The organism is Loktanella sp. PT4BL, from assembly GCF_003201935.1.
Lineage (GTDB): Bacteria > Pseudomonadota > Alphaproteobacteria > Rhodobacterales > Rhodobacteraceae > Yoonia.
The window spans coordinates 267,693-293,964 of the sequence record NZ_QJJL01000001.1; the positions used below are offsets into that span (position 1 = coordinate 267,693).

Annotated in this window: 24 protein-coding genes; 10 read left to right on the forward strand and 14 right to left on the reverse strand. The window is 58.4% G+C overall.

Features of this window, described 5'->3' with window-relative positions; translation table 11 throughout:
• Window position 1 precedes the first annotated feature (1 nt).
• Entirely contained in the window at window positions 2-652 is a 651-nt protein-coding gene (locus C7964_RS01310; RefSeq protein ID WP_181417084.1) for a ChrR family anti-sigma-E factor, read from the forward strand.
• Window positions 653-725: 73 nt separating this feature from the next.
• Here C7964_RS01310 and C7964_RS01315 read toward each other — a convergent pair whose 3' ends face one another.
• The 10 genes from C7964_RS01315 to C7964_RS01360 form a co-directional block, all read right to left on the reverse strand.
• Window positions 726-1,484 (reverse strand): SDR family oxidoreductase, encoded by a 759-nt coding sequence (locus C7964_RS01315; RefSeq protein WP_110277904.1) that lies wholly within the window; start codon window positions 1,482-1,484, stop codon window positions 726-728.
• Between the two features lie 3 nt (window positions 1,485-1,487).
• Complete coding sequence (locus C7964_RS01320) at window positions 1,488-2,726, reverse strand: DNA recombination protein RmuC (protein WP_110277905.1); 1,239 nt, start codon at window positions 2,724-2,726, stop codon at window positions 1,488-1,490.
• On the reverse strand, window positions 2,723-4,534 hold the full coding sequence (gene mutL, locus C7964_RS01325; RefSeq protein WP_110277906.1) for a DNA mismatch repair endonuclease MutL: 1,812 nt from the start codon (window positions 4,532-4,534) through the stop codon (window positions 2,723-2,725). Before mutL ends, C7964_RS01320 begins: the two co-directional genes overlap by 4 nt.
• A gap of 61 nt (window positions 4,535-4,595) precedes the next feature.
• Window positions 4,596-5,906 carry a M16 family metallopeptidase gene (locus tag C7964_RS01330; RefSeq protein ID WP_110277907.1) on the reverse strand — a complete coding sequence of 437 codons (1,311 nt, stop codon included), beginning with the start codon at window positions 5,904-5,906 and terminating at the stop codon, window positions 4,596-4,598.
• Window positions 5,906-7,237, reverse strand: a complete 1,332-nt coding sequence (locus C7964_RS01335) for a M16 family metallopeptidase (RefSeq protein ID WP_110277908.1) — start codon at window positions 7,235-7,237, stop codon at window positions 5,906-5,908. Before C7964_RS01335 ends, C7964_RS01330 begins: the two co-directional genes overlap by 1 nt.
• A gap of 85 nt (window positions 7,238-7,322) precedes the next feature.
• On the reverse strand, window positions 7,323-7,961 hold the full coding sequence (locus C7964_RS01340) for a DUF3035 domain-containing protein (protein ID WP_110277909.1): 639 nt from the start codon (window positions 7,959-7,961) through the stop codon (window positions 7,323-7,325).
• A gap of 52 nt (window positions 7,962-8,013) precedes the next feature.
• Window positions 8,014-8,520, reverse strand: coding sequence for a signal peptidase II (locus C7964_RS01345; protein ID WP_181417085.1), 507 nt, complete (start codon window positions 8,518-8,520; stop codon window positions 8,014-8,016).
• Between the two features lie 9 nt (window positions 8,521-8,529).
• The gene (gene purH / locus C7964_RS01350) at window positions 8,530-10,119 is read right to left on the reverse strand and encodes a bifunctional phosphoribosylaminoimidazolecarboxamide formyltransferase/IMP cyclohydrolase (RefSeq protein WP_110277910.1); all 1,590 of its coding nucleotides are present in this window, start codon (window positions 10,117-10,119) and stop codon (window positions 8,530-8,532) included.
• Between the two features lie 16 nt (window positions 10,120-10,135).
• Window positions 10,136-11,875 (reverse strand): heparinase II/III family protein, encoded by a 1,740-nt coding sequence (locus tag C7964_RS01355; RefSeq protein ID WP_110277911.1) that lies wholly within the window; start codon window positions 11,873-11,875, stop codon window positions 10,136-10,138.
• A gap of 70 nt (window positions 11,876-11,945) precedes the next feature.
• The gene (locus C7964_RS01360) at window positions 11,946-13,220 is read right to left on the reverse strand and encodes an RsmB/NOP family class I SAM-dependent RNA methyltransferase (protein ID WP_110277912.1); all 1,275 of its coding nucleotides are present in this window, start codon (window positions 13,218-13,220) and stop codon (window positions 11,946-11,948) included.
• Window positions 13,221-13,292: 72 nt separating this feature from the next.
• Here C7964_RS01360 and C7964_RS01365 point away from each other — a divergent pair, with 72 nt between their 5' ends.
• The gene (locus C7964_RS01365) at window positions 13,293-13,469 is read left to right on the forward strand and encodes a DUF1674 domain-containing protein (RefSeq protein WP_110278512.1); all 177 of its coding nucleotides are present in this window, start codon (window positions 13,293-13,295) and stop codon (window positions 13,467-13,469) included.
• A 105-nt stretch (window positions 13,470-13,574) separates the two neighbouring features.
• Window positions 13,575-14,687, forward strand: a complete 1,113-nt coding sequence (locus C7964_RS01370; RefSeq protein WP_286163692.1) for a polysaccharide biosynthesis/export family protein — start codon at window positions 13,575-13,577, stop codon at window positions 14,685-14,687.
• Between the two features lie 6 nt (window positions 14,688-14,693).
• On the opposite strand, the gene C7964_RS01375 is transcribed toward C7964_RS01370, so the two are convergent.
• Both C7964_RS01375 and galE read right to left on the reverse strand, forming a co-directional pair.
• On the reverse strand, window positions 14,694-16,871 hold the full coding sequence (locus C7964_RS01375) for a calcium-binding protein (RefSeq protein ID WP_110277914.1): 2,178 nt from the start codon (window positions 16,869-16,871) through the stop codon (window positions 14,694-14,696).
• A gap of 326 nt (window positions 16,872-17,197) precedes the next feature.
• On the reverse strand, window positions 17,198-18,214 hold the full coding sequence (gene galE, locus C7964_RS01380) for a UDP-glucose 4-epimerase GalE (RefSeq protein ID WP_110277915.1): 1,017 nt from the start codon (window positions 18,212-18,214) through the stop codon (window positions 17,198-17,200).
• A gap of 163 nt (window positions 18,215-18,377) precedes the next feature.
• Here galE and C7964_RS01385 point away from each other — a divergent pair, with 163 nt between their 5' ends.
• The 6 genes from C7964_RS01385 to C7964_RS01410 all read left to right on the forward strand — a co-directional run bounded on the left by C7964_RS01385 (window position 18,378) and on the right by C7964_RS01410 (window position 23,966).
• Window positions 18,378-18,731 carry a DUF2793 domain-containing protein gene (locus C7964_RS01385; protein ID WP_110277916.1) on the forward strand — a complete coding sequence of 118 codons (354 nt, stop codon included), beginning with the start codon at window positions 18,378-18,380 and terminating at the stop codon, window positions 18,729-18,731.
• Window positions 18,732-19,078: 347 nt separating this feature from the next.
• On the forward strand, window positions 19,079-19,639 hold the full coding sequence (locus C7964_RS01390) for a F0F1 ATP synthase subunit delta (protein WP_110277917.1): 561 nt from the start codon (window positions 19,079-19,081) through the stop codon (window positions 19,637-19,639).
• On the forward strand, window positions 19,640-21,175 hold the full coding sequence (gene atpA, locus C7964_RS01395; RefSeq protein ID WP_110277918.1) for a F0F1 ATP synthase subunit alpha: 1,536 nt from the start codon (window positions 19,640-19,642) through the stop codon (window positions 21,173-21,175). It abuts the gene before it with no gap.
• Between the two features lie 25 nt (window positions 21,176-21,200).
• On the forward strand, window positions 21,201-22,073 hold the full coding sequence (locus tag C7964_RS01400; RefSeq protein WP_110277919.1) for a F0F1 ATP synthase subunit gamma: 873 nt from the start codon (window positions 21,201-21,203) through the stop codon (window positions 22,071-22,073).
• 18 nt (window positions 22,074-22,091) lie between these two features.
• Window positions 22,092-23,516, forward strand: a complete 1,425-nt coding sequence (gene atpD, locus C7964_RS01405; protein ID WP_110277920.1) for a F0F1 ATP synthase subunit beta — start codon at window positions 22,092-22,094, stop codon at window positions 23,514-23,516.
• 24 nt (window positions 23,517-23,540) lie between these two features.
• Window positions 23,541-23,966, forward strand: coding sequence for a F0F1 ATP synthase subunit epsilon (locus C7964_RS01410; RefSeq protein ID WP_110277921.1), 426 nt, complete (start codon window positions 23,541-23,543; stop codon window positions 23,964-23,966).
• An 84-nt stretch (window positions 23,967-24,050) separates the two neighbouring features.
• On the opposite strand, the gene C7964_RS01415 is transcribed toward C7964_RS01410, so the two are convergent.
• On the reverse strand, window positions 24,051-24,785 hold the full coding sequence (locus tag C7964_RS01415; RefSeq protein WP_146214812.1) for a hypothetical protein: 735 nt from the start codon (window positions 24,783-24,785) through the stop codon (window positions 24,051-24,053).
• A gap of 98 nt (window positions 24,786-24,883) precedes the next feature.
• Between C7964_RS01415 and C7964_RS01420 the strand changes: the two genes are divergently transcribed.
• Window positions 24,884-25,234 carry an H-type lectin domain-containing protein gene (locus C7964_RS01420; protein WP_110277923.1) on the forward strand — a complete coding sequence of 117 codons (351 nt, stop codon included), beginning with the start codon at window positions 24,884-24,886 and terminating at the stop codon, window positions 25,232-25,234.
• A gap of 8 nt (window positions 25,235-25,242) precedes the next feature.
• On the opposite strand, the gene C7964_RS01425 is transcribed toward C7964_RS01420, so the two are convergent.
• The gene (locus tag C7964_RS01425) at window positions 25,243-26,262 is read right to left on the reverse strand and encodes a ribose-phosphate pyrophosphokinase (protein WP_110277924.1); all 1,020 of its coding nucleotides are present in this window, start codon (window positions 26,260-26,262) and stop codon (window positions 25,243-25,245) included.
• Window positions 26,263-26,272 lie beyond the last annotated feature (10 nt).

Sequence of the window (26,272 nt, forward strand, 5' to 3'; positions counted from 1 at the left end):
CATGACAAAGATAAAACATCACCTGACCGAGCCTCTCTTGATGGGCTATGCCGCCGGAACGCTGCCGGAGGCGTTTAATCTGGTCGTGGCGACGCACATCAGCATGTGTGACGATTGTCGCGCGGCCCTGGCCGGGTATGAAGCTGTCGGCGGTGAAGTCATGATGGATACGGCGCCTGTTGATGTGGCCGAGGATGCACTGGCCGCGACACTCGCCTTGATTGACAGTGGCAAGTTTGCGGACCAGCCGGCACCGCGGCGTACAAAAGACAGCGTGTTCCCAGGCCCTCTTCAGGACTATGTCTCAGGCGATATCGACAGTCTGAAGTGGCGCAAAGTTGGTGGCGGTGTAAGCCAGTTGGTACTGAAAACATCAAAAGATGCCAGCGTGCGCTTGTTGCGGATTCCGGCAGGTACGGCCGTTCCGGATCATGGACACCGCGGGACAGAGCTGACGCTTGTGCTGCAGGGGGCCTTTACGGACGAAGAAGACCGTTTTGGCGCGGGTGACGTTGAGGTGGCCAACGAAGATTTGCACCACACGCCAGTCGCTGAGGAAGGTATGGATTGCATCTGTCTTGCAGCAACAGATGCGCCGCTCCGGTTCAACGGGTTGGTTCCCCGCATCGCGCAGCGTTTCATCGGGATCTAATCGCGGCAGCAATATTTATTGGAAGGCGCCCCAATTGGTTTTGGGGCGCCTTTTCCTTTATTGGGTCCGGTCCCTAGACGGAATGATAAGTCTCGGTGTTGCCATCAACCGCGATTGCCTGACCTGATATAAATTTCGCTGCATCAGAGGAAAGGTAAAGACAAAGCTGCGCGATTTCCGCAGGTTCTGCGAACCGGCGCAGGGAACTGCCGGATGCATATTCCTGATAGACATCTTGCGGTGTCACGCCACGCGCCTGCGCTTCGGCGGCAAGCACCCTGTCCATACGATCACCACTGACAGCACCCGGACAGATCGCATTGCAGCGGATGCCGTATGGTCCCAATTCGGTTGCGATGGTCTTGGTAAAGCCGATCACCGCCCATTTTGCCGCAGCATAAGGCGCACGAAACGGCGCACCGAACAGGCCGGAGGTCGAGGACAGATTGATAATCACGCCAGATTTCTGGCGTTTCATCACAGGGGCGATCGCGCGGCAGGTGATCATCTGCGCATCGAGGTTCACCGCAAGGCATGTCCGCCACTGTGCAAGATCAAGTGCCTCAACGGGGTCAGCTTGTCCTGCAATACCCGCATTATTGATCAGGACATCGCAACCGCCAAATCTGGTAATCCCGTCCTGCAGCCAAGCGTCCAGTGCCGCTTCATCGGTCACGTCAACGCACGTCCCGTTGATCTCCTCTGCGAGGTTATCAATCGCTGTGCGGTCCTGATCGCAGACGAATACCTGCGCACCTTGTGCGGCATAGGTCTCGGCAATCACTTTGCCGATGCCACCTGCGCCAGCGGTGATGAAAACACGTTGCGACATGAGCTAGACCTTCGGTGGCATAATGGGCACGACTTTCGTCTCAGGGTCCGGTGCGATCTCTTCAAAGTCGAAATGATCCAGACGGTGCGCACGTTTGCCCGCCTTTTCGGCTGATATCTTGATATCTTCGATATCTTTTGCCGCCTGCCCGAAGTGCCGGTCGAGGTTGCCCACGCGCGTCACCAGACGGTCGACATCGCCCCCAAGCAACGCCAGTTCCTTGCGGATCGCCCCTGTCTGCTCGCGCATTCGCGCGTCTTTCAGGATGGCGCGCATCGTGTTCAGGGTCGCCATGCAGGTGGTTGGTGAGACGATCCAGACGCGCGCGGTGAAACCTTCGCGCACCACATGGGGGAGGCGGCTGTGGAGTTCGGCATAGACGGCCTCGGACGGCAGGAACATCAAGGCACCGTCGGCGGTTTCGCCTTCAATCAGATAGCTCTCGGATATCTTTTTGATGTGCGTTCTGATCGCCTGTCCAAAGGTGGTCAGCGCGCGTTCGCGTTCCGGCTTTGTCTCTGCCGCCATCAAAGCCTCGTAGGCCTCAAGCGGAAATTTCGCGTCGACAACAATAGGGCCGGGCGGATTGGGCAAGTGGATGAGGCAATCGGGTCTGCTGCCGTTTGAAAGGGTCGCCTGCCAAGTGTAGCTGTCCGATGGCAGGGCCTTGGACACGATATCCTGCAACTGGATCTCGCCGAACGCGCCGCGTGTCTGCTTGTTTGACAGGATATCCTGCAAGGACAGCACGTCGCCCGACAGCTTTTCAATATTGGTCTGCGCCTTGTCGATTGTGGCCAGCCGTTCTTGCAACTCTGTCAGGCTTTTGGTGGTCTTTTCGGACGATCCGGTCAGCGTGTCCTTCATGCGCTCCTGCATTTCGGTCAAGGCGCGCGCCGATCTCATCGCGTTTTCAGCCAGCCGTTCGGCCATCTGTGCCTGCACTTCGGCCAGACGCGCCTCCATCGTCTGCACGACGTGCACCTGCGCATTGGCCTGCGCCTCGCTGACGATGCTGATGTTGCCTGCAAGCTGTTGCTGACCCTGCCCCAACGAATGGACATCCTGCGACAAGCGCCCGACCTGTGACGCGACAAACTGGACGGCCTCTGTGGATTTTCCTGCACGGCGCACCGTCATGATCAAGAGGATCAGTACGAGGAGCAAAATTGCCCCTCCAAGGATCACGCCAAGCACCATGGGATCGCTGAGGTCGTAGATATTCTCGCCAATCTGGATCATGTGCGCCCGAAAAGCCGTTCGATATCGGCCAGTTTGAGTTCAACATAGGTGGGTCGGCCGTGGTTGCATTGCCCTGATAGTGGCGTCGCCTCCATTTCACGGAGAAGCGCGTTCATTTCCGCCGCCTGCATGCGCCTGCCAGAGCGGATCGAGCCGTGACAGGCGACGCGGCTGAGGATTGCCTCGATCCGTGCTTGGACCGACGCGCTGTCGCCTTGGTCGGCAAGTTCATCCAGAATATCGCGGATCATTGCTGCGGCGTTTACCTCGCCCAGAATTGCGGGCGTCTCGCGCACAGCCACAGCATTGCCGCCAAAGGGTTCAATGGTCAGGCCGAATTTGGCCAGATCATCGGCGATTTCCAGCAAATGCGCCGCTTCGTTCGCTGAAAGCTCGACCACTTCGGGGATCAGCAGAGCCTGCGCCGCAACGCCGTTTTCAGCCATCTGTGTTTTGAGCTTTTCATAGACCAGCCGTTCGTGCGCGGCATGTTGATCTACGATGACAATGCCCTTTTCGGTTTGCGCAATGATATAGTTTTCATGCACCTGCGCGCGGGCAGCACCAAGGGGCAGGTGATCGGGTTCATCCGCCAACACCGGTTCAAACCGTGCAGAGGGTTGCTCCCCAAACCCGGGTGCTTGTGCCTGAAACGTCATTGACCGTGCGCTGAAACTGGGCCGGTCCATCTGGTAAACCCGTGGCGTGGCAGGTTGCGGTGTCATCGCGCCCAGCGTCGCGTTTGCCACGGTTGTGGAGGCGCGGTGCCCTGCGTCGGCCAAGGCATGCCGCAGGCCGGATACGATCAAGCCGCGCACGGTCCCCGGATCACGGAAACGGACCTCGGACTTTGCTGGGTGGACGTTCACGTCCACCAATGTCGGGTCGCAGTCCACGAACAACGCCGCCACCGGATGCCTGTCGCGCGACAGCACGTCCATGTAGGCCGCGCGCAACGCGCCCAGCAGCATCTTGTCCCGCACAGGGCGGCCGTTGACGAAAAGGAACTGCGCCACCGCTGCCCCGCGCGAATAGGTCGGGAGCGCGGCATAACCTGTCAGGTGAAAACCATCGCGCTGGGTGTCGATCCGCAGGGCGTTTTCGGCAAAATCCTTGCCCAAGACCACCTGCAACCGTCCGTGCAGCGCATCAAAAAGATCGCCAGTTTCAGCATCGGCACGAAACACGGTGCGGTTATCCCCGTTTGAGGCATCGCGCAGAATGAAGGTGATGAAAGGTTCGGCCATTGCCAGCCGCTTGACGACATCAGTCACTGCCTGCGCCTCTGCCCTGTCGGTGCGCAGGAACTTCAGCCGTGCAGGGGTGGCGTAGAACAGATCACGTAGTTCAATGACGGTCCCTGCGGAAAGTGCCGCCGGTTTCACGCCCTCTGTCTTGCCGCCCGCGACAGCAATCATGGCCGCATCTGCACCTTTCGCGCACGATGTGATTGTCAGACGACCTGTTGCACCCAACGATGGCAGCGCTTCGCCACGAAAACCGAAAGAGCGGATGTTGAGAAGGTCAGAGCCGTCGATCTTGGATGTTGCATGCCGTGAAAGCGCCAAGGGAAGGTCTGCCCCAGTCATACCGCAGCCGTTGTCTGTGACGCGGATCAGGGTCTTGCCGCCATCGGCGATCACCACCTCAATACGGGTGGCGCCTGCATCGACGCTGTTTTCGACTAGTTCTTTGACGGCCGATGCGGGGCGTTCCAGCACTTCGCCCGCCGCAATCCGGTTGATTGCAGCGTCATCAAGTTGCCGGATCACGGGGCGCGGCTGTATTTGGGGGTCTGCGGTGGCCATGCCACAATCTGTAGCATGGCCCACCGCGATTCTGCGAGTGGAAAACAGGGTGGCAGAGGGGCTACTGCGTCGATTCAAGCCCCTCGGGCTGACCAACCACAACAAAGTGCAGCCCTTCTGGTTGCAGCAATTCGGCGGCAACACGGTTCACGTCTTCCAGCGTGACTGCCTCAACAAAACTGTTGCGGTCCACCACATAATCCGGCGTCAGGCCGATCATCTGCATTCCAGCCATAATGCTCGCAATATCGGCATTTCCATCAAATCGCAGAGGGTATTCGCCCGTCAGATAGGTCTTGGCAACCGCCAGTTCTTCCGGCGTCACACCCTCGCGCGCCATCCGTTCCCATTCGCTGCGGGTCACTTCTATTGCTTCGGCAATCGTCTCGTTCGAGGAGGCGACAGTTCCGAGGATCATTTCCGCATGGTATTTGGGCACAAGGGACGTGCCGATGCCATAGGTCAGGCCGCGCTTTTCACGCACTTCGGTCATCAGGCGGGATTCAAAGCCGCCTGCACCCAGAATATGGTTCAGCACGAAAGCGGCGAAGAAGTCTTCGTCGTCGCGTTTCAGACCTGCCTGTCCGAAGAAGGCGACAGATTGGGGGGTTTCAAACTCAACAACCGTGATGCCCCCATCCAGACCAAAGGCAACGTCATCGGGCAAAGCTGGGCCCTCTGCGGGCAGATCACCCAAAAGGTCATCAAGCATAGCGCCCACGGTTTCGGCGGTCGTGTCGCCCACAACGGATACAAAGAGCCGGTCGAGTACCAACGCATTGCGATGTGCTTCGAACATGTCGTCACGCGTCAGGGCGGTTACGGAGTCGATCGTCCCGTCAATGCTGGACCCGTAAGGATGGTCGCCAAAGGCGTTCGCGTAGAATGTTGAACTTGCAATCGCATTGGGGCTTTTGGCATCGCTGTTAATGCCCGCAATGACCTGTGCGCGCACACGGTCCAGCGCGTCCTGGTCAAAGCGCGGCGCGATCAGTGCCTGCCGCAACAAGGCGATAGCTTCTTCTTTGTTTTCGGTCAGAAAGCGCGCCGAGATTTGCATGCTGTCGTCAAAGGCGCGGAACGTGAAACTGGCGGCAAGGTCTTCCAGCGTGGTCTGGAATTCCTGCGCTGTCATATCGCCGGAGCCTTCCTCCAGAAGTGCGGCCATCAGATTTGTCGCGCCGCGTTTTCCGGGCAGGTCAAGCGTGCCGCCACCCCGAATACGGATTTCCAACGCGACAAACGGGATTGCGGGTTCTTCGACCACCCACGCATTGATCCCGCCGGGTGATGTGACCTGCTGGATGTCCAGCTCTGCCCGCGCGGTTGTGGCGATGATGGTCAGGCAAAATGCAATCAGAATACGCAGCATCAGCGTGCCTCCTCCTGGTTTGCCACGACCCAACCGGTCACGGATTGATCACGGTTCAGCACTTTGGCGGCGACCGCTTTGATGTCTTCTTCGGTGACGGACTGCAGGATTTCCGGCCACTCCTGCACATCGGCGACCGTCAGGCTCTGCGACAGGGCCGCGCCATAGCGTTGCGCCAGCCCTTGCACGTCATCAAGCGCATATATTTCGGATGCGCGGAGCTGCGTGCGGATACTTTCCATGCGCGCAGGGTCGATCTCGGCTTCCAGAAAGGCGTTTACGACCTCGTCCATCGCAGCCTCTGCCTCGGACAGGGAAACGCCATCGGCGGGGACAACTGAAAATGAAAATACGCCGTCATCCAAAGTGGACCCATTGTAAGAGGCGTTGGTGTAGATGGCTGTCTGCGTGTCGAATTGCAGGGCTTGTCCCAAAGCCGAGGTAAAGGGCGAACCGCCCAAAAGCTCGGCCAGATAGACCAAGGCAGCAGCTTCGCGCTGTGCACCGGGGTCGCGTTCGGGGGCCAGATACATGCGCACCAGATAGGGCTGGCTGACACGCGCATCGACGTAGGTGATCCGGCGTTCGGCACGCTGCGGCGGTTCTTGCGGGCGTTCACGGACAGGCAGTTGGTCTTCGGCAGGGATCACGCCGTAATACTGTCTTGCCAGTGCAAGAACCTCTTCGGGTTCAACGTCACCGGCGACTACAAGAATTGCGTTGTTGGGTGAATAGTAGAGATCGTAAAACCCAAGCGCGTCTTGCAGATCAAGCTCTTCCATCTCGTGTTTCCAGCCAATGATCGGCACACCGTAGCGGTGGTTCTGGAACAGGGCTGCGCGGAACTGCTCGCGTGCGAGTGCGTTGGGGTTGTTCTCGGTGCGCTGGTTGCGCTCTTCAAGAACGACCTGACGCTCGGTTTCGACATCCTCGGCGGTGATCCGCAGGTTGTTCATCCGGTTGCTTTCCATCTGCATCATCAGCTCAAGACGGTCGGCGGCCACACGTTGGAAATAGGCGGTGTAGTCATAGCTGGTGAAGGCGTTGTCGCGCCCACCATTGGCCGCCACCGTTGCCGAAAACTCACCCGATTCAAGCACATCAGTTGCTTTGAACAGCAAATGCTCAAGGAAGTGCGCCACACCGGAGGCACCAACAGGTTCATCCGCGGACCCGACTTTGTACCAGAGCATGTGCACGACAACAGGCGCGCGGTGGTCTTCGATCACAACCACTTCCATGCCGTTTTCGAGCGTATATGTCGTGACTTCTTCGGCTTGCGCAGCCGTGGCGGATAGCGCCATCACCAGAACAGCGAATAGACGTTTCATAGGCACCCCTTCAGAAATTGATCACAAGGAAACCTACGCCGCTTTGCCCATGGTTCAAGTCACCATACGCAGATGTGAGGTTAGCCTACTCGGCTTCGTCAGATTCGCAGACACGACGGATCCGTCCGTCCGGTGACCCGATGGTTGTGAAAACACAGTCTTCGCGAATGCCGAATTGCCCAAGCAACCCAGCGGAAGCACGCTCTCTTGCCTCAACTGCTTCGGCAGGCACCTGCGGGACCGCAACGCCAAGCGCGTCCAGACGTGCCAGTTCGGCAGGTGCGTCGAGGGCCTGTCGCGCATATGCGGGGAAGTACCGGTCGCGCCCTAGGGGATTGAAAAGGTTTGTCCGGCGTGCACGGCGCAAAGTCGCGTCATCGTCGGCCGCAAGCTGTGCGCGGATCGCGGGGTCTACACCGTATCTGTTTGTCTGCGTCACAAGGGCTGCATCACCGGCGGGGACACCACCGGCAACCACTGCAGCAGGTGATCCGCCCAATGCGCGGATCGCATCGGCATTTGGTGTAGGATCAGCGCGGTTGGCCCCACCAGGTGTCGGGTTCGGCAAAGCGCGCGTTTCTGGAATTTCCAGCGGATCAAACGGGATCACGGCGAATTCGTCGGGCCCGCCGCTGGCAGAGCGCAAATCGCGCAGGGGACGATCCGTGTTGCCACAGGCTGTGACCAAAATCAGGGCCAGAACAGAGAAAGAAAGCGCACGCATGAATAGTCCCTCGGTGTTGGTCAGATTTGTTTAGCCCAAGCCAAGCGCAAGGTCACGCCGATTTCTTTTTGTCATCCGCAAGAAAGGCCAGCCCGATAGCACCAAGGAAGATGCAGATGTCAGCCACGTTGAACGCATAGGGATTGTTGATCCCGCAGCACGACATGTTCAGAAAATCCGCCACAGCCCCGTAAAAGAAGCGGTCAATCACATTGCCCATCGCGCCGCCAATCAGCAAGCCGCCCGAGATATAGACCCATTTGGTCCCGCCGATCTTGTTCAGCCACCAGATCACGCCTGCCGTAATCGCGAAGGCCACGCCGATCAGCACCCAGCGCATGTCATGTTCGGCAAAAAGCCCGAAATTCACGCCACGGTTCCATGCCATCCGCAGCACAAGGAACGGTGGGAAGACATCCACCGCCTGCGGATAGGGCAGTTGATCCGAGGGCACTGTGACCTGTTCCCACCGCAGCCCGAAGACATTGAACAACACGTAGAATTTGATCACCTGATCCAGCAGGAAAATCCACAGGGCAGTGAAAAACATCAGGCGCATGGCGGTCCTCTAGTGGCGGAAGTGGCGCATGCCGGTAAAGACCATCGCGATGCCGGCCTCATCGGCGGCTGCGATCACTTCGTCGTCACGCATGGAGCCACCGGGCTGGATGACACAGGTCGCGCCAGCGGCAGCAGCCTCCATCAGGCCGTCAGCAAAGGGGAAGAACGCATCGGACGCCACGGCAGAGCCTTTGGTCAGCGGCGTGTCCAGACCCATCGCCTCGGCCATCCGGTCGGCCTTTTTGGCGGCGATCAGCGCGCTGTCCAGACGTGACATCTGGCCTGCGCCGACACCCACGGTGGCTTTGTCTTTCACATAAACGATGGCGTTGGATTTCACGTGCTTGGCGACTTTCCACGCAAATAGCAGATCGGCCATTTGTTCCTCGGTCGGCGCAACCTTGGTCACGACCTTCAGATCATCCATGCCGACGTATCCGGTGTCCTTGTCCTGCACCAACATGCCGCCAGCAACCTGACGATAGGTGGTGATCGGCGCTTTCACATCGGGCAGACCATCTGTGGTCAGCAGACGCAGGTTCTTTTTGGCCGCAAACACAGCCTTCGCCGCATCAGAGGCACCGGGCGCAATCACGACCTCGGTGAAGATCTCGACAATGGCTTTCGCGGTGTCTTCATCCAGTGGCTGGTTAAGCGCGACAATGCCGCCGAACGCGCTGGTGCGGTCGCAGTCAAAGGCGTGCTGGTAGGCCTCAAGCAACGTCGCACCCCGTGCCACACCGCAGGGGTTAGCGTGTTTGATGATCGCGACGGCAGGGCCCTCGGCTGGATCAAATTCCGCGACAAGTTCAAAGGCGGCGTCGGTGTCGTTGATGTTGTTATACGACAGCTCTTTGCCCTGATGCTGCACGGCTGTGGCGACGCCGGGGCGGTCGGTGCCATCGGTGTAAAACGCCGCCGACTGGTGGCTGTTTTCGCCGTAGCGCATGGTTTGTTTGAATGTGCCGCTAAATGACCGGCGACGTGGTGTATCCTCGCCAATCGCACCTGCCATCCAAGTGCTGACGGCAGTGTCATAGGCGGCAGTGCGGGCGTAAGCAGTTTGTGCCAGACGCTGGCGCAGGGCCAGCGTGGTCTGGCCTTCGTTGGCGTCAAGCTCCGCCAAAAGCGCAGCGTAATCTTCCACATCCGTCACGACCGTCACGAACGCGTGGTTCTTGGCCGCCGAGCGGATCATCGCGGGGCCACCGATGTCGATGTTCTCGATGCAGGTGTCGAAATCGGCACCTTTGGCGACGGTTTCTTCAAAGGGATAGAGATTCACCACCAGCAGGTCGATCGGCCCGATGTTATGTTCCACCATCGCATCGCGGTGCGCCTCAAGATCGCGGCGTGCGAGAAGACCGCCGTGGACCACAGGGTGCAGGGTCTTGACCCGTCCGTCCATCATTTCTGGAAAACCGGTGACATCCGCGACATCGCGCACCTCAAGTCCCGCATCCCGCAGCGCCTTGGCGGACCCGCCGGTAGACAAGAGTTCAACACCACGCGCAGCAAGCGCCTGGCCAAGATCAATCAACCCGGTTTTGTCAGAGACAGAAAGAAGGGCGCGGCGCAGTGGGACAAGATCGGTCATGTGGGTCCTTTGAAGGCTAATCAACGGCGTCCAGTGGATCGGCCTGCACAAAATCGCGCACAGCAGCGGGCGTATCTTGCGTTTTGGCCAAGGACCAACGGACACGCGTCGCATAGGCCATTGCGTAGCCAGATAAAACCACCTGTTGTGTGGCAATGGGCTTTAATTCGTGATTTTGCAGATAAACCGATGCCGTCAGGCCAAGTTTCGCCGCTCCGTCATGGCGCAAAACCCAAACCTCGCCGGATTTCAGCGTCAGAGACACAGCGGTCCCTGCAATATCTATCGCCGCTTCAACATCCGGATGAAGATGAAACCGCAGCACATAGGGCAGGATGCTGCGCGCCCGTGCGGCATCAAAGGCCGCTTCATCTTCGGGGCCAAGCGTCGTCAGCATGTCTTCGCCTTCAAGCGTACGGCCATCCATCGAAAGTTGCAGGGTCCGCGCATGGGTAAGCCCGTGTGACGGTTGATAGCCGTTGTGCGATAGCTCCAGTTTGCGGGTTTGTCCTGTTTCCGAAAGGATGCAGTCCACCCGCGTCGGCAGTTCGGTCAATAGCTCCGCACCGGCAATCCCGCGCCCTCTGAGCCCAAGATGCGATGACGACACGCCCTCGATCATCATTGTGGAATGGCTGGGTGTGGCGCGGCTAGCCCTGCGCCATTCCTCTCCGAAACGGGCACCGGACCCGCAGTTGACGATCATCGGCCTGCGCCCAGATGTCAGTTCGAACGCCAGGGTACTGGCATGCCCGTCAGCCGAAGCAGCGCCTTGCGGTGGCGCGGCGGCGTCAGCGATCAGGGTGGTCCGGCCCGCCGCAAGGCGCGCGTACCCCATATGCCGTTCACCTGTGGGTGGTGTCTTGATACCTGACGCGACCAAGGCGGCGTCCAGCCGTCCGTCCACGCCATTTCCACCGCCGTGAAATCGCGCCAAGCCGCCATCAGCATGACGCAGGGCCCGCAAGGTGGGCGTGATGCGTGCAATGGCGTTGCTCAGCTCTGGTGGGCAGGCGTGATCCACGTCTTTCAATGACTGGGCTGTCCAGTTCAGCAGGCTCAGGATATCAAGCAGGTCCTGGGGTTTGCGGGTTGCAATCGCGCCGTCTGCGCTGATCTCGCTGTCGCAATCCTTGGCCAAGGCCTGCAACGCGGGCGCGGTATAGTGGTTGATACTCTTGAGAGAGAGGCTGGCATAGATGATGCCTGCCAGTGCCTCGAAGCGGCGCACACCCGGTTCGGTGGCATTCCAGCGGCGTGACAGGAAAAGTGCCTGACGCGCAAGGCTTTGGAAGAAACGGTAGGACGTTGTCTTGTCCTGCCCCCGCAGCACAAACGGGCCGTGGTTGATCAACCGCATCAGCCTGCGCCCTGTCACCCCGGGTGTCCAGCCGTCACTGCGGCCGTCACCGTAGCGGTCGATCCATCCCAGCACCCATGTCCGCGCCAAGGCGCGTGCAGCCTCGTCCCCGACCGCCGCCAGATCATCCAACCAGCCGCATCCTTGGATCTCATCCGACACCTCGGGGTAGGCGTCGGCGATATCCCAGATGCTGTGTTCTTTCCCTTCGACAAACAGGCCGGAGAAGAGAAATTTACCCGCAATAAGTTGCTGGCCGCGCGCGACAATGCCGATCGTGTGTGGTTCCGGCAGGGTTACAAATGCCGTCGCAACAGCAGTACGCGCGGCGCGGCGCGCATGAAACCTGTGCATCATGCGCCTGCGGCGTTGCTGCCATTTTGTGAGTTGCGCCAATTCCTGCAGCCTCGGTTTGCACTCTTGCGGGACTATTTTGTCCAGACCATAGGAAATGGTTGTCGCTAAGTCACGCAGGCTTTCGCATCACCGCCATATAGAACCCGTCCATCCCGCCGCGATCGGGCCAGAAATCGGGGCGCAGACGCAGGCCGCCTTCTGCTGTGATCCAGTCAGGATCAACCCCTTCGATGCGCAGCGCGTCTACGTCAATGGTCAGACCTTCGTGCCGTGCCAGTGCCTCTTCGGCCTGCACTTCGCCTTCATCAGGCAGCAGCGAACAGGTGCAAAACACCAGCCGCCCGCCAGGTTTTACCAGCGTCAGGGCGTGATCAATGAGTGTTTCCTGCTGGTCAATCAGCGCGCCAAATTCAGAACCGTCCTTCGCATAGGGCAGATCAGGATGCCGCCGGATGGTGCCGGTTGCCGAGCAGGGGGCATCCAGAAGCACGGCATCAAATCCGCCCTCGTTAAATTCAAAGGCATCGCTGACCACGCAGTTGGCCGACAAGCCCACGCGTGCAAGGTTTTCGCTGACCCGCGCCATCCGCTTGTCCGAGATATCCAAGGCGGTGACATCTGCGCCCAAAGCGGCCAGTTGCATGGTCTTGCCACCCGGCGCGGCGCAAAGGTCGAGCACTCTCAACCCTTTGACATCGCCCAGCAGCTTCACGGGCATGGCCGCTGCCGCATCCTGTACCCACCAGTCTCCGCTGGCAAATCCTGCTAGGGATGAGACCTGTCCCGCGTTTGGTACACGGACAGAGCCAGTTGGCAGAACTGTTCCGCCGACAGCGGCGGCAACCGCTTCCACGTCACCTTTGGCCGTCAGATCTAGCGGTGCACCTGCAAAATGTGCGGCCTCCATGCCGGCCACTGCGTCGCGCCCCCACGCGGCCACCAGCGGTTGCCGCAGCCAGCTCGGTGTGAGCGGCACGGCGCGCTTGGCCCAGCCCTCGGGACCTTCCTCGGCGATTTTGCGCAGGACGGCGTTGGTCAGACCCTTCATGGACTGCGTGCGTTTGTTGCGGGCAACGATTTCGACATAGGCGTTGACGACGCCGTGGGCGGCCTCGCCGTTGCATAATTCGATCACGCCAAGGCGCAGGGCATTCATCACATGATCGGGCGGCGTTTTCTTCAGATACGGCTTCAGCATCCGGTCCGCACGGTCAAGGCCGCGCAGGGCCTCGGTCGCAAGGCGCTGGGCGCGGGCGCGGTCATCGTTTTCTAGCCGCGCCAAGGCTCCGCCAGCGATCAATTCAGCCATCAGGCGGCCTTCGGTCGTGATCTGCATCAGCAGATGATGGGCGGTACGGCGCGCCGGCAGGCCGGTCTGGGTCATCTCTGGTCTCACTTGAAGCTTGCTCTTCTGCGCGTATATCAATCATGGGATATCGACAAGGAGGCGCCTGCCATGACCGAAGATACCAAAGACTTGCCACCAGCCGCGCAACGCGCCTTGGCCGAAGCTGAAGAGCGCCGCAAGAAAGCGGGCGCTCAAGTGCTGCCCACTGAATTGGGCGGGCGCGACGGGCCCGAGCCGGTCCGCTATGGTGATTGGGAGAAAAAGGGATTGGCGATCGATTTCTGATCCTCTTGTCAGGACCACGTATTATCTGACATTTTGCCGTCTTAGATGCTGTTCCATATAGTTCTGGCAGTGTAGGATATGCGGGTTGCCCGAAAGGATTTTGGTTTGATCGTTCAAAAATTCGCCGCCCTCGTCGCATGTTGCGCGCTTGCCAGTTGTGGTTTGCCTCGCGGCGCAGGTTTTCAGTCGGAGGTACTTGCAGCCTCCAAGGCGAATACCGCCGCTGAGGGCGAAGAGCCCGCATATGACTTTGCCGTCTATGAAGTAAACCGCGATACGCTGCCTGTCCTGCAGGGCTGGCCGGTCACAGGCCAGGGGGCATTGCCTTGGCCTGTTGCGCAAGAACAGCCCGCTTCGATGATGATTGCAGCGGGTGACACCGTTCAGGTGACGATCTGGGATGCCGAAGAAAACTCAATTTTCGGTGCGGCTGGTGTGACGCCGTTGCAGCCTGAAATCGTAAGCGCTGACGGTAGCATCTTTGTTCCCTACATCGGGAGCCTGCGTGTGGCCGGTATGGCCCCCACTACAGCCCGCGAGCGGATCGAAGAAGAGCTGATCCGCACCGTACCATCAGCGCAGGTCCAGTTAACTGTTGAACCGGGGCAGACGAATACGGCAAACCTTGCTGCCGGGGTTTCAGCCCCTGGTCTTTATCCCCTGCCGAACCGCAACTTCAAGATCCTCGATCTGTTCTCGCAGGCGGGTGGTCCGCGCCCTGATCTGAACTCCCCTCAGGTGCGTCTGGTTCGTGGCAGCCGGACCTATGGTATTCCGTTCGAGCGGCTTCTGAGCGACCCTGGTGCCAATATCGCCGTGCGCGGTGGTGACCGTATTTTTGTCGAAGACGACAAACGGCAGTTTATCGCTCTTGGCGCAACCGGTGCCCAGTCGATCTTTGATTTCCCCGAAATCGAGTTTTCAGCGCTTGAGGCGCTGGCCTTCATCGGTGGCGTCAATGCCGGCAGCGCAAACCCAGAAGGCATTCTGATCCTGCGGGAATACGCCCAAAGCGCCGTGAAAGACGGTATCGCTGGCCCCCCGCAAGAGCGTGTTGTCTTTACGATCGACCTCACCTCGGCCGATGGCCTGTTCTCGGCAGGGAACTTCATGCTTGAGGGGGACGATCTGATCTACGGCACTGAAAGCGCGCTTGGCCCTGCACTGACGCTCTTTGGTCTGACAAATAATCTGGCATCAGTCGTCAGCGGAAACTGAACGCGTTCAGAATAATATGATGTCGTCTCCAAGCAGGGCGGGGTCGATGATCCCGTCGATATGCAGGATATTTCCGTCATCAAAATCAATCGTCACGCGCCCGTCCGCAAAGGTGCCATAGATGAAAAGCAGGTCGGCGGCCGAGGTCAGTCCGGTCCAGAGGTCCGGGTCGAGGATAATCCGGTCGATGCCCTGTTCGAAATCAGCAATGACGTCGACACCGCTGTTGAAGATAAAGGTATCGGCGCCAGCGCCGCCCTTCAGCCAGTCCTGCCCGTTGGCACCGTCGAGCCGGTCGTCGCCTGTACCACCAAAAAGCGTATCTGCGCCGTCACCGCCATTGAGGATGTCATCGCCGGCACGGCCCAGGATTGTGTCATCGCCTTGCCCTCCGCTCACAGTATCGTCGCCACCACCCGCGAAGATCACATCAAACCGGTTGCTGCCAAGAAACGTTTCGGCAGCGTCAGTTCCTTCAATCGTGAGCCCAAGGGGGCCACTACCTGCTGCATCGTTCAACGTGTCGCGCAGTTGATCCAGATTACCTGTACCGACGATCTGAAGCGAGGTCAGGATGCTATTCTCGCCGCTCTGATCGGCGGGGGGATCCGGCGGCAGTGTACCCAAGTCCGGCAAAGGTGTTGCCGGTCCGGGGTAGCCGGGCATGATCCCGACAGGCAGGCGCGTCGCCCCGATCAGATCGGCGGTGGTCAGAGTGCGGTAATCAATGGGGCCCCCGTTCGAGCTCTGCACGATCAGCATTTCATCACCATAGCTGATGGCCATGCCGTCGCTACGGATCGTGATGAAAAGCTGGCTGATGTCACGCAGCATGGGCCAGAGCGATAAATCAATGCTGTCTTCGCCCACAGTGAAGTCCGTAATCGTGTCGGTCCGGCCATCAGCGCCCAGAATAAAGACATCTGCTCCGCTGCCGCCTGACATGATGTCGGCGCCTGCGCCATCGCGCAGAATATCGTCACCTTCCCCCCCGGATATGGCATCGTCACCGTCGTGTCCTTGCAGGATATCATTGCCGTCGGTGCCGGCCAGCGGTCCTCCTGCCAGAGTGGCGGTCAGATCAACGCCCCTGACACCGGTATCAAAGGCCAGTTGCGTGACGCCGGGTTCGCTGCTGCTGGCCACAAAGATGTCGATTCCTCCGACGCGATCCCTTGCTGCCAGCGCGCTGACGTTATCAAGCCCGAAATCAACGGTGTCTTCGATCGTTGCACGATGAACCAGCAATCCGCCCGAGAGCAGCAGGAAAACCGAAACCCCGTCATCGGCGCCGCCTGCAATGACATAGGTTTTGCCGTCCGTATGGATGACCTCAAGGGAGGTTACGCCGCCAAAGCGCGTATCGCGTCCGTCAAGCACATGGTCACGCACGATCATGCTGCCATCGGCGCCAAGCTCTACCACGCTGAGGCTGCTTGATCCGGCTGCGGCGAGTATGACGAATGTCGCATCCCCGACGGTGGTGGTTTCAAGGGCTGTGGGCGCGCTGATCCAAAGACCGTCGTCTGAACCGATGGTTGTTTCGCCAACGATGGCCCCTGTCGAATCAACTTCCCGCGCCGTCAGGCCGTTCTGGGCCTCGCTTGTTGTGAGAACAAAGGTCTGACCCTCGACCGTCGCAAGCGTGACCGCCGGAATGCGTGCAGTCGAGGACGCGTCCACGTCATAGTGGATACTATGATCGCGCAGGGTGCCATCGGCGTCGAAGGTGATGCGGGCAAGGCCGGTCTGGCCCGCAAGAGCGCCAAAGACAGTTTGCGTTCCGTCCGGCAGCGCGAGTGTGACGCCGTGCTGAAAGCCGTTGTATGTCGCTGGTAGGCTGACCAACGGAGTGGCGGTCGCAAAGCCACCATCCGTGGCAATCCCGATAGTCTGAAGCGCGCCGTTAAAACCGCCACCGACCAAGACACTTGCGTTCGCTCCTTCTGCAATCAGGCTAATGCTGGCCGCACCACCAAGAACGGCTCCGCCGAAATAGGGCTGGGTTTCTTCAATGGCGATTGCGCCACTTTCGATGCTCCACTGCCGTAGGACGCCGTCATAGCGTGTTGTGCTATAAAGCTGGGCTGCTCCGCCAATCTCCATGACCACCAGGTCAGTGATATGAGAGTGGCCCACGTCACCGGGATCGGCGACGTGACCGGAAAAGGTTAGTAGAGACATGAAAGGTACCCCCCGGAACCACGTGTCATCTGTATGTTTTGTGAAGTTGATTTTTTTTGGCGGTTTAGCTGCGGCGGAATTAGGGCGTAGGCGTGAACTTTACCGCTTAATTTCCTCAATAACGTATGGGATTTGAGGAAAACTCCCACATGATTGAGAAGTATGGAGCCCGATATTCAGAGCGCTTGTGAGTGGCTTGTGTGACAAAACGCACAGAAGAAATACTGCCTATGCGCTAGGTTGTCTGTGGGGAATTTTTCCAGTGGTGAGGGTTTAACGGTTCGTCTTCAGTGTGCCTTGCGTTTGTGACGCAGGGCACATTTCATTTAAGACCCTTCGTACCCGTCCGGATTGGCAGATTGCCATGCCCATGTGCTGCTGGTCATGTCATCAAGATCATGCGTCGCTTTCCATCCCAGTTCGGCATTGGCACGGCTTGCATCGGCTTGCATCGCTGCAATGTCGCCTTCACGGCGCCCGACCTGTCGGGTTTTTATCGGCGCGCCGCAGGCCCGCTCGAATGCAGCAACCATGTCGCGCACGCTGTAGCTTTGGCCGGTGCCGATATTGAATGGTCGCGCACCTGTTGCCTCTTCGGCATAGGCAATGGCCGCGACATGGGCGCGGGCAAGATCGACCACATGGATATAGTCGCGCAGGCCTGTGCCGTCCGGGGTGTCGTAATCATCCCCGAAAATTTGCAACGCGGCGCGTTTGCCCACCGCGACCTGCGCGATAAAGGGCATCAGGTTATTGGGAATATCCTTGGGGTCTTCGCCGATCTGTGCCGAAGCATGTGCCCCGACCGGATTGAAATAACGCAGCAACACTGCCGCGCGCGCGGGATCGGCAGCAGCCCAATCCGTCAGGATCTGCTCGGCCATCAGCTTGGTCTTGCCATAGACAGATGTGGGATTTGTCGGATGCGCCTCATCATAAGGAAGATAGACGGGTTCGCCATAGACCGTCGCTGAAGATGAAAAGATCAGGCGTTTGCAATCTGCCCGGTCCATCGCATGCAGCAAAGCCAGCGTACCAGAGACGTTGACGTCATAATAGAGCAGCGGTTTCTCCTGACTTTCGCCAACTGCCTTGAGGCCTGCAAAATGGATCACGGCCTCGGGCTGAAAATCCTGCATGACCTCGTCGAGCTTAGCGGCATCACGTACATCGCCGACATAATCATGGACCAAACCGTTCGACAAAGCCCGGACACGGTTCAATACTTCGGGTGTCGCGTTGCTGTAGTTGTCCAGCACGCAGACTTCATGGCCTTGCGCCATAAGTTCAAGCAATGTGTGGCTGCCGATATACCCTGCACCGCCGGTCACCAATACGCGCATGCGTGTCTCCAAATCATACCGTTCCCTTTTAGGGACTTGCAGACCCAGGTTCAACGTCACTGAAGGCGGGGGTTTCGGCACCGCACGGTCCTGTAAGGCTCTTGTGAGACATCGTCGGAAATACTGCGCGTCAATTCATTCCCAGCGGAAGGCGCAGGACCACATGCCAGATACTACCCCGAACCTCGAGTTGCCGTTCATCATGCCGGCGCAGGCACAAAAACACGTGACACATAACGAAGCCATCGAGTTGCTCGATATGATCGTCCAGCTAACGGTCGAAAGTACGGGCGCCACGACCCCACCCGCATCAGCCAATGAAGGGCAGGCATGGGTGCTTGGTGCGTCGCCTTCAGGTGGTTGGGCGGGACAGGCGGGCAGGATCGCTGCATGGCGAGGCGGTGGCTGGTTGTTTGTCACGCCGCGCGAAGGGTGGATGGCATGGGTGAAGAGTGATTCCGAGCTGCAGGTCTTTACCGGAAGCATCTGGGCCACTTTGGCCGGAACCGCGGCCTAGTGCTTTAGCGGCGAATCCGGCTTTGCGCATTTTGACGCATGCAACATGAAGAAAGCAAAAAGCGTGGCACCCGAAAGGGGCTGCGCTTTCTTGTATTTTCTCGAAGAAGAAATGGAGAAAGCCTAAGTTTTGGTCTGAAATTGCTGTTCAATGCAGATAACAGCACCATATGCCCCTTCGAGTAGCGGATTCTTGTCGCAGGGTGCTTGCGACGTCATAGGGGCTCTGCTACATCGCGCAGGATTTTGCTGCTCTCTCGTTTTCGTGAGGGCTAAGGAAGTTGCTCATTCGCGTCCTGTCACCGACGGGGCCCGCGGGTCTGGGCCCAAGATATCGGAAGGCTCCACGTGTCCGAAACTGCTGGTATTTCGACAGGCATCGCCACGCGCTATGCAACCGCCGTGTTTGACCTCGCCAAAGAAGGCAAGGTGATCAAGGCACTCGAATCAGATGTTGCTTCATTGGAAGCGGCGATGGCCGAAAGCGCCGATCTGCGTACATTGTTGACATCACCGCTTTACAGCCGCGAACAACAGTCTGGTGCAATCGTTGCGATCGCCAAGAAGATGAAACTCTCTGACACCACAAGCAACGTGCTAGCGCTTCTGGCGTCCAAGCGTCGCTTGTTTGTCCTGCCACAGCTGATCGCTGTTTTGCAGGACATGCTGTCAGAAGAGCGTGGCGAAGTGACTGCTGAGGTTACGACAGCCAAGGCGCTGACCAAGGCGCAGGCTGAGAAACTGGCTAAAACGCTGAAAGCCCAAGTGGGCAAATCTATCACCATCAAAGAAACCGTCGATGAATCAATCATCGGCGGTCTTATTGTCAAAGTGGGCTCCAAGATGATCGACACGTCGATCGCCTCCAAGCTCAACGCACTCCAGAGTAAAATGAAAGAGGTCGGATAAATGGCGATCCAAGCGTCTGAAATTTCTGCGATCCTGAAGGACCAGATCAAAAACTTCGGTCAAGAGGCCGAAGTTGCCGAAGTCGGTCGTGTGCTGAGCGTGGGCGACGGTATCGCCCGTGTTTACGGCCTCGACAACGTGCAGGCCGGTGAAATGGTTGAATTCCCCGGCGGTATCCGCGGGATGGCCTTGAACCTCGAATCCGACAACGTTGGTGTTGTTATCTTCGGCTCCGACCGTGACATCAAAGAAGGTGACACAGTTAAGCGCACAAAATCCATCGTGGACGTGCCGGTTGGTGACGAACTGCTGGGTCGCGTTGTTGACGGCCTTGGCAACCCTCTGGACGGCAAAGGCCCGATCAAGACAAAGGCGCGCGCGGTTGCTGACTCAAAGGCACCCGGCATCATCCCGCGCAAATCGGTTCACGAGCCGATGGCAACAGGTCTGAAATCCGTTGACGCGATGATCCCGATTGGCCGTGGCCAGCGCGAATTGATCATTGGTGACCGCCAGACAGGTAAAACTGCTGTGGCACTCGACACGATCCTCAACCAGAAGTCCTATAACGACGCTGCCGAAAAAGAGTACGACAAGCTGTACTGCGTGTACGTCGCTGTCGGTCAGAAGCGTTCGACAGTTGCCCAGCTGGTGAAGAAGCTCGAAGAAAGCGGCGCGATTGAGTATTCGATCGTTGTGGCTGCGACTGCGTCCGACCCTGCACCGATGCAGTTCCTTGCACCATATGCGGCAACCGCGATGGCCGAGCACTTCCGTGACAACGGCCGCCACGCGCTGATTATCTACGATGACCTTTCCAAGCAGGCTGTCTCCTACCGTCAGATGTCCCTGCTGCTGCGCCGCCCACCAGGGCGTGAAGCCTACCCGGGTGACGTTTTCTACCTTCACTCCCGCCTGCTTGAGCGTTCTGCCAAGCTGAACGAAGACAATGGTGCGGGTTCTTTGACCGCGCTGCCGATCATCGAAACCCAAGGTGGTGACGTGTCCGCGTTTATTCCGACCAACGTGATTTCGATCACCGACGGTCAGATCTTCCTTGAAACAGAACTGTTCTACCAAGGTATTCGCCCTGCGGTGAACACGGGTCTTTCGGTTTCGCGTGTGGGTTCATCCGCGCAGACCAACTCGATGAAGTCGGTTGCTGGTCCTGTTAAGCTTGAGCTTGCACAGTACCGCGAAATGGCCGCCTTTGCGCAGTTCGGTTCCGACCTTGACGCCGCGACACAGCAGTTGCTGAACCGTGGTGCCCGCCTGACCGAGTTGATGAAGCAGCCACAGTATGCGCCGCTGACCAACGCAGAGATCGTTTGTGTTATCTACGCAGGCACCAAAGGCTACCTCGACAAGATTGCCGTCAAGGATGTTGGCCGTTTTGAAGCAGGCCTGCTGAAGCACCTGCGCACAAACGCATCCGACGTGCTCGACATGATCACCAAGGAAGACCCGAAGATCAAAGGCGACGCCGAAGAGAAGATCAAAGCGGCAATCGACGCTTTTGCAAAAGACTTCGCGTAATCTTTGAGACAAAGGAGGCTTTGCTTTGCCAAGTCTTAAGGACCTGAAAAACAGGATCGAGTCGGTCAAATCGACCCGCAAGATCACAAAGGCCATGCAGATGGTCGCGGCTGCAAAACTGCGCCGCGCCCAGGATGCAGCCGAGGCGTCGCGCCCTTACACCGAACGGTTTAACGCCGTAATGGCCGGGCTTGCCGCTTCGGTTGGCGGATCAGACACGGCACCAAAGTTGCTGTCCGGTACGGGCAGCGACCAGGTGCAGTTGTTGGTTGTCATGACTGCAGAACGCGGGCTGTGCGGTGGCTTTAACGGCAACATCGCAAAGCTGGCTAAGACCCATGCACAGAAGCTGCTGGCTGAAGGCAAGACAGTGAAAATTATCACTGTCGGCAAAAAAGGCCGCGACGCGATGAAGCGTGATTTCGGCAGCCTCTTTGTCGGTCACGTTGATCTGACAGATGTCAAACGTGTTGGTTATCCCGACGCGCAGGGTATCGCCAAGGACGTGCTTGGCCGTTTCGACGCCGAGGAATTCGATGTCGCGACGATCTTCTTTGCGCGCTTTGAAAATGTTGTATCGCAGCACCCGACTGCACAGCAAATCATCCCTGCCAAATTCGAGCAGGCTGAAGATGCTGATGCGACACTCTACGACTATGAGCCCGGTGAGGAAGAAATCCTCGCCGACCTGCTGCCACGTGGTGTGGCGACGGCAATCTTCAGCGCACTGCTGGAGAACGCCGCGTCCGAGCAGGGCGCACGTATGTCGGCGATGGACAACGCGACACGCAACGCCGGCGAGATGATCGACAAGCTGACCATCGAGTTTAACCGCTCGCGTCAGGCTGTGATCACCAACGAGCTGATTGAAATTATTTCGGGCGCGGAAGCGCTCTAGACCCCGGAGAAGACGAAAATGGCAAATGCAAAAGGCAAGATCACGCAGGTCATCGGCGCTGTCGTCGACGTGCAGTTCGACGACCACCTGCCCGAGATTTTGAACGCACTGATCACAGACAACAACGGCAAGCCGCTGGTGTTGGAAGTGGCACAGCACCTTGGTGAAAACACTGTGCGGACCATCGCGATGGACAGTACCGAGGGTCTGGTGCGCGGTCAGGAAGTGGTTGACCAGGACAACACAATCACAGTGCCCGTGGGCGACGCAACTCTGGGCCGCATCATGAACGTCATCGGCGAGCCGATCGACGAAAAAGGCCCGATCGGTGAGAAAGAGCGCCGCTCGATCCACGCTGATGCGCCAACGTTTGAGCAGCAGTCGACAGCTTCCGAGGTTCTGGTCACAGGCATCAAGGTGATCGACCTTCTCGCACCCTACGCAAAGGGTGGTAAGATCGGTCTGTTCGGTGGTGCCGGTGTTGGTAAAACTGTTCTTATTCAGGAACTGATCAACAACATCGCCAAAGTGCACTCCGGTTACTCGGTTTTCGCCGGTGTGGGTGAGCGTACACGTGAAGGCAACGACCTTTACTACGAATTCATCGACTCCAAGGTTATCGACATTGACGACCTGACCAAGTCCAAAGTGGCTCTGGTGTACGGTCAGATGAACGAGCCTCCAGGTGCGCGTATGCGTGTTGCCCTGTCCGGTCTGACAATGGCAGAAGCGTTCCGCGACCAGTCCGGTACAGACGTTCTGTTCTTCGTGGACAACATCTTCCGCTTCACGCAGGCGGGTTCCGAGGTGTCCGCGCTTCTGGGTCGTATTCCATCCGCTGTGGGCTACCAGCCAACACTGGCGACCGACATGGGTGCGATGCAGGAACGCATCACATCGACAAAGAACGGTTCGATCACGTCCGTTCAGGCAATTTACGTCCCTGCGGACGACTTGACCGACCCCGCACCAGCGACATCCTTTGCGCACCTTGATGCGACAACGGTTCTGAACCGTGCGATTTCGGAAAAGGGTATCTACCCTGCGGTTGACCCGCTCGATTCCACATCACGCCTGCTGGACCCAGCGATCGTTGGTGAAGAGCACTATGCTGTGGCGGCCGACGTGCAGCAGATGTTGCAGCGCTACAAATCGCTTCAGGATATCATCGCGATCCTCGGCATGGACGAGCTGTCAGAAGAAGACAAACTGACCGTTGCCCGCGCCCGTAAGATCGAGCGTTTCCTGTCGCAGCCGTTCGACGTGGCACAGGTCTTTACAGGCTCGCCAGGTGTTCAGGTACCGCTGGAAGACACGATCGCGTCGTTCAAGGCTGTTGTGGCTGGCGAATATGACCACTTCCCAGAGGGCGCCTTCTACATGGTTGGCGGCATTGAAGAAGTGAAAGCCAAAGCCGAGAAAATGGCTGCGGACGCCGCTTAATTCTGGGCTGAAGGAGAAGCCGACATGGCAAACCTACAATTCGATCTGGTCTCGCCCGAACGCCGCTTGGCGTCGGTCGAGGCGACCGAGGTCCGCATCCCCGGTGCAGACGGTGATCTGACAGCCATGGCAAACCATGCGCCGACGATCACGACACTGCGCCCCGGGGTTCTGACCGTGGTGCACGGTGGTGGGTCCGACACCTATGTTGTGTCCGGTGGTTTCGCCGAGATCACAGCAACCGGTGTATCCGTTCTGGCCGAGCGCGCCCTGCCACAGGCAGAAGTGACGCAAGAGGTCTTTGACGCAATGGTCGAAGAAGCCAAAGCGGCGCATCGCAAGGCGCAGGACAACTTCAAGAACGAACCTGGCCCGGTTGATGACGCAGCCAAGCTGTTGTCCGATATGGTGGCCATTGGTGGCCACATCGGTCTGACCGCCAAGAACTAAAAAATCAGGCATAAGCTCATCAGAGCTTATGCCGACCCGACCTTCCCCAAAATTGGCAAACATATCTCTTGCGCTGAGTGCGGCCTAGTCCGACAGTGCCCAAAGCGTTGCTGATCCATAAACCGGCTCACCGTCCACCGTCAGCGTAATGTCCTGACCCAGGCCGAAATAGCTGCCCGAAGCATAGATACCGCTGGCATCCGGCCCATAGACTGGACCGTCGATATTGCCCGTGATCGTGAACTGCTGCCCCCCATTGTCAAATGCACCGTCGATTTCGAGATCAATATTGGCATTGCCATTGCTCGCCGAGGTCAGGGTCGCACCTAGGAAGCTGACCTCGCCAGCGTAAAGTGCCAGTTCGGTTGTGTCGGTCTCGCTGTTGTAGACGTAGCCCATAAACTCATTCGCGCTGCCAGTTGTTGCGCCTGTCCCCATATCGACAGTCAGGGTTGCAGCGCTTGCAATGTTGGCATTGGGGGTGCTGGTGAAGAGAACTTCCATAAACCCGCTATATGCGATCGCTCCCGTAGGCAGATCCACAAAGGGGGTCCGGCCGCCGTCATTGTGCGTGGCCTGCACCAAAGACAACTCGTCAGGCATGTCGTTGCGAAAATAGAGCGCCTGTTGTTCTGTCGGTGCAAGGAAAGGGCTCGGTGGCGGGCCACCGCCGCCACCATTGTCACCGCCGCCACTATCATCACCATCATCACCCCCGCCGTCACCGGTATCAGGCATAGCCCCTGATCCGCCGCCACATGCCATGACGAGTGCGAGCAGCGCGCAGCACCCCAAATGCGTTACAAAATGGTGTGACATGGCATGATCCCAACGATAGTTTCCAAAACCTTAAGGTTGAGTTATCAATGAATGATTAACCAAGTGTTAGTATCGGTTTGGCAATCGCAGGAATAGCAATGCGGCGCTTTGAGGGTGGTAAAGTCGGCATAGACCATGGAGATGTGGTGCTCTTTTCCGATTTTGAGGATGACGGGCAGATGTGGCGCGGCGAAGGCCCGAGACAGTCCCGCGCCGCAGTTCAATTCTCAAATGCCTACGCTACGCCGCCCCATGTGCAGGTTTCTATGTCAATGTGGGACATCTCCAACAACACCAACATCCGCGCTGATGTGCAGGCCGAAGAGATCACCGAGACAGGATTTACTATCGTTTTTCGGACGTGGTCAGATACCCAGGTCGCGCGTGTCCGCGTTGCCTGGACGTCATTTGGCGAATTGCCGAGTGATGATGGGTGGGAACTTTACTAGCGCGAGTCTTATTCCGCCGCGTAAAGCCCCTCGTAGATGGGCCCCAGTGTCTTGTGATCGAACAGCGACGAGACCGAGGTGCCGTTCCATGTGTTCAGGATCGCTTGGGCAAACATCGGCGCTGTCGGCACAATCCGGATGTTCGGGCAGGCTTTCACCGCGTCGGTCGCCCGTATCGTGTCGGTGATCACCAGCGATTTCATCACCGATTTCGACACACGTTCTACCGCAGGACCCGACAGCACACCGTGGGTAATATAGGAGTGCACCTCTTTCGCGCCATTCTCCATCAGCACCTCGGCGGCTTTGCAAAGCGTACCTGCGGTATCAACGATGTCGTCAACGATCACGCAGACCTTGTCTTTGACATCACCAATCACAGTCATTTCAGCCACTTCACCGGGTTTGCCGCGGCGTTTGTCCACGATCGACAAAGGTGCGCCGATACGCTGTGCCAGATCACGCGCGCGGGCCACGCCACCCACGTCAGGGGATACCACCATCACATCGTCCATCTGACCGCGGAAATTGTGCATCGCATCCAGCGCGTAAATCGGTGAGGCATAGAGGTTATCCACCGGAATATCGAAAAAACCCTGAATTTGCGTGGCATGCAAATCCAGGGTGAGAACGCGTTCGATACCGGCTTCTACAATCATATTCGACACCAGCTTCGCGGTGATCGGCGTGCGCGCCTTGGAGCGGCGATCCTGACGGGCATATCCGAAATACGGGATCACAGCCGTAATGCGCGCCGCTGATGACCGGCGCAGCGCATCGGCGATGATCAGCAACTCCATCAGGTTGTCGTTGGCGGGGTTCGAGGTGGGTTGAATGATAAACATATCCTCGCCGCGGACGTTCTCGAAGACCTCAACAAATATTTCGCCGTCGTTGAACCGTTCGACCCGCGCATCACAGAGGCTGACATCCATGCCACGATGCATCGACATGCGGCGGGCGATGGCAGTGGCCAAGGGCTGATTGGCGTTGCCGGCAATCAGCTTGGGTTCAATCATGGTCGGCATGGGCGTGGTC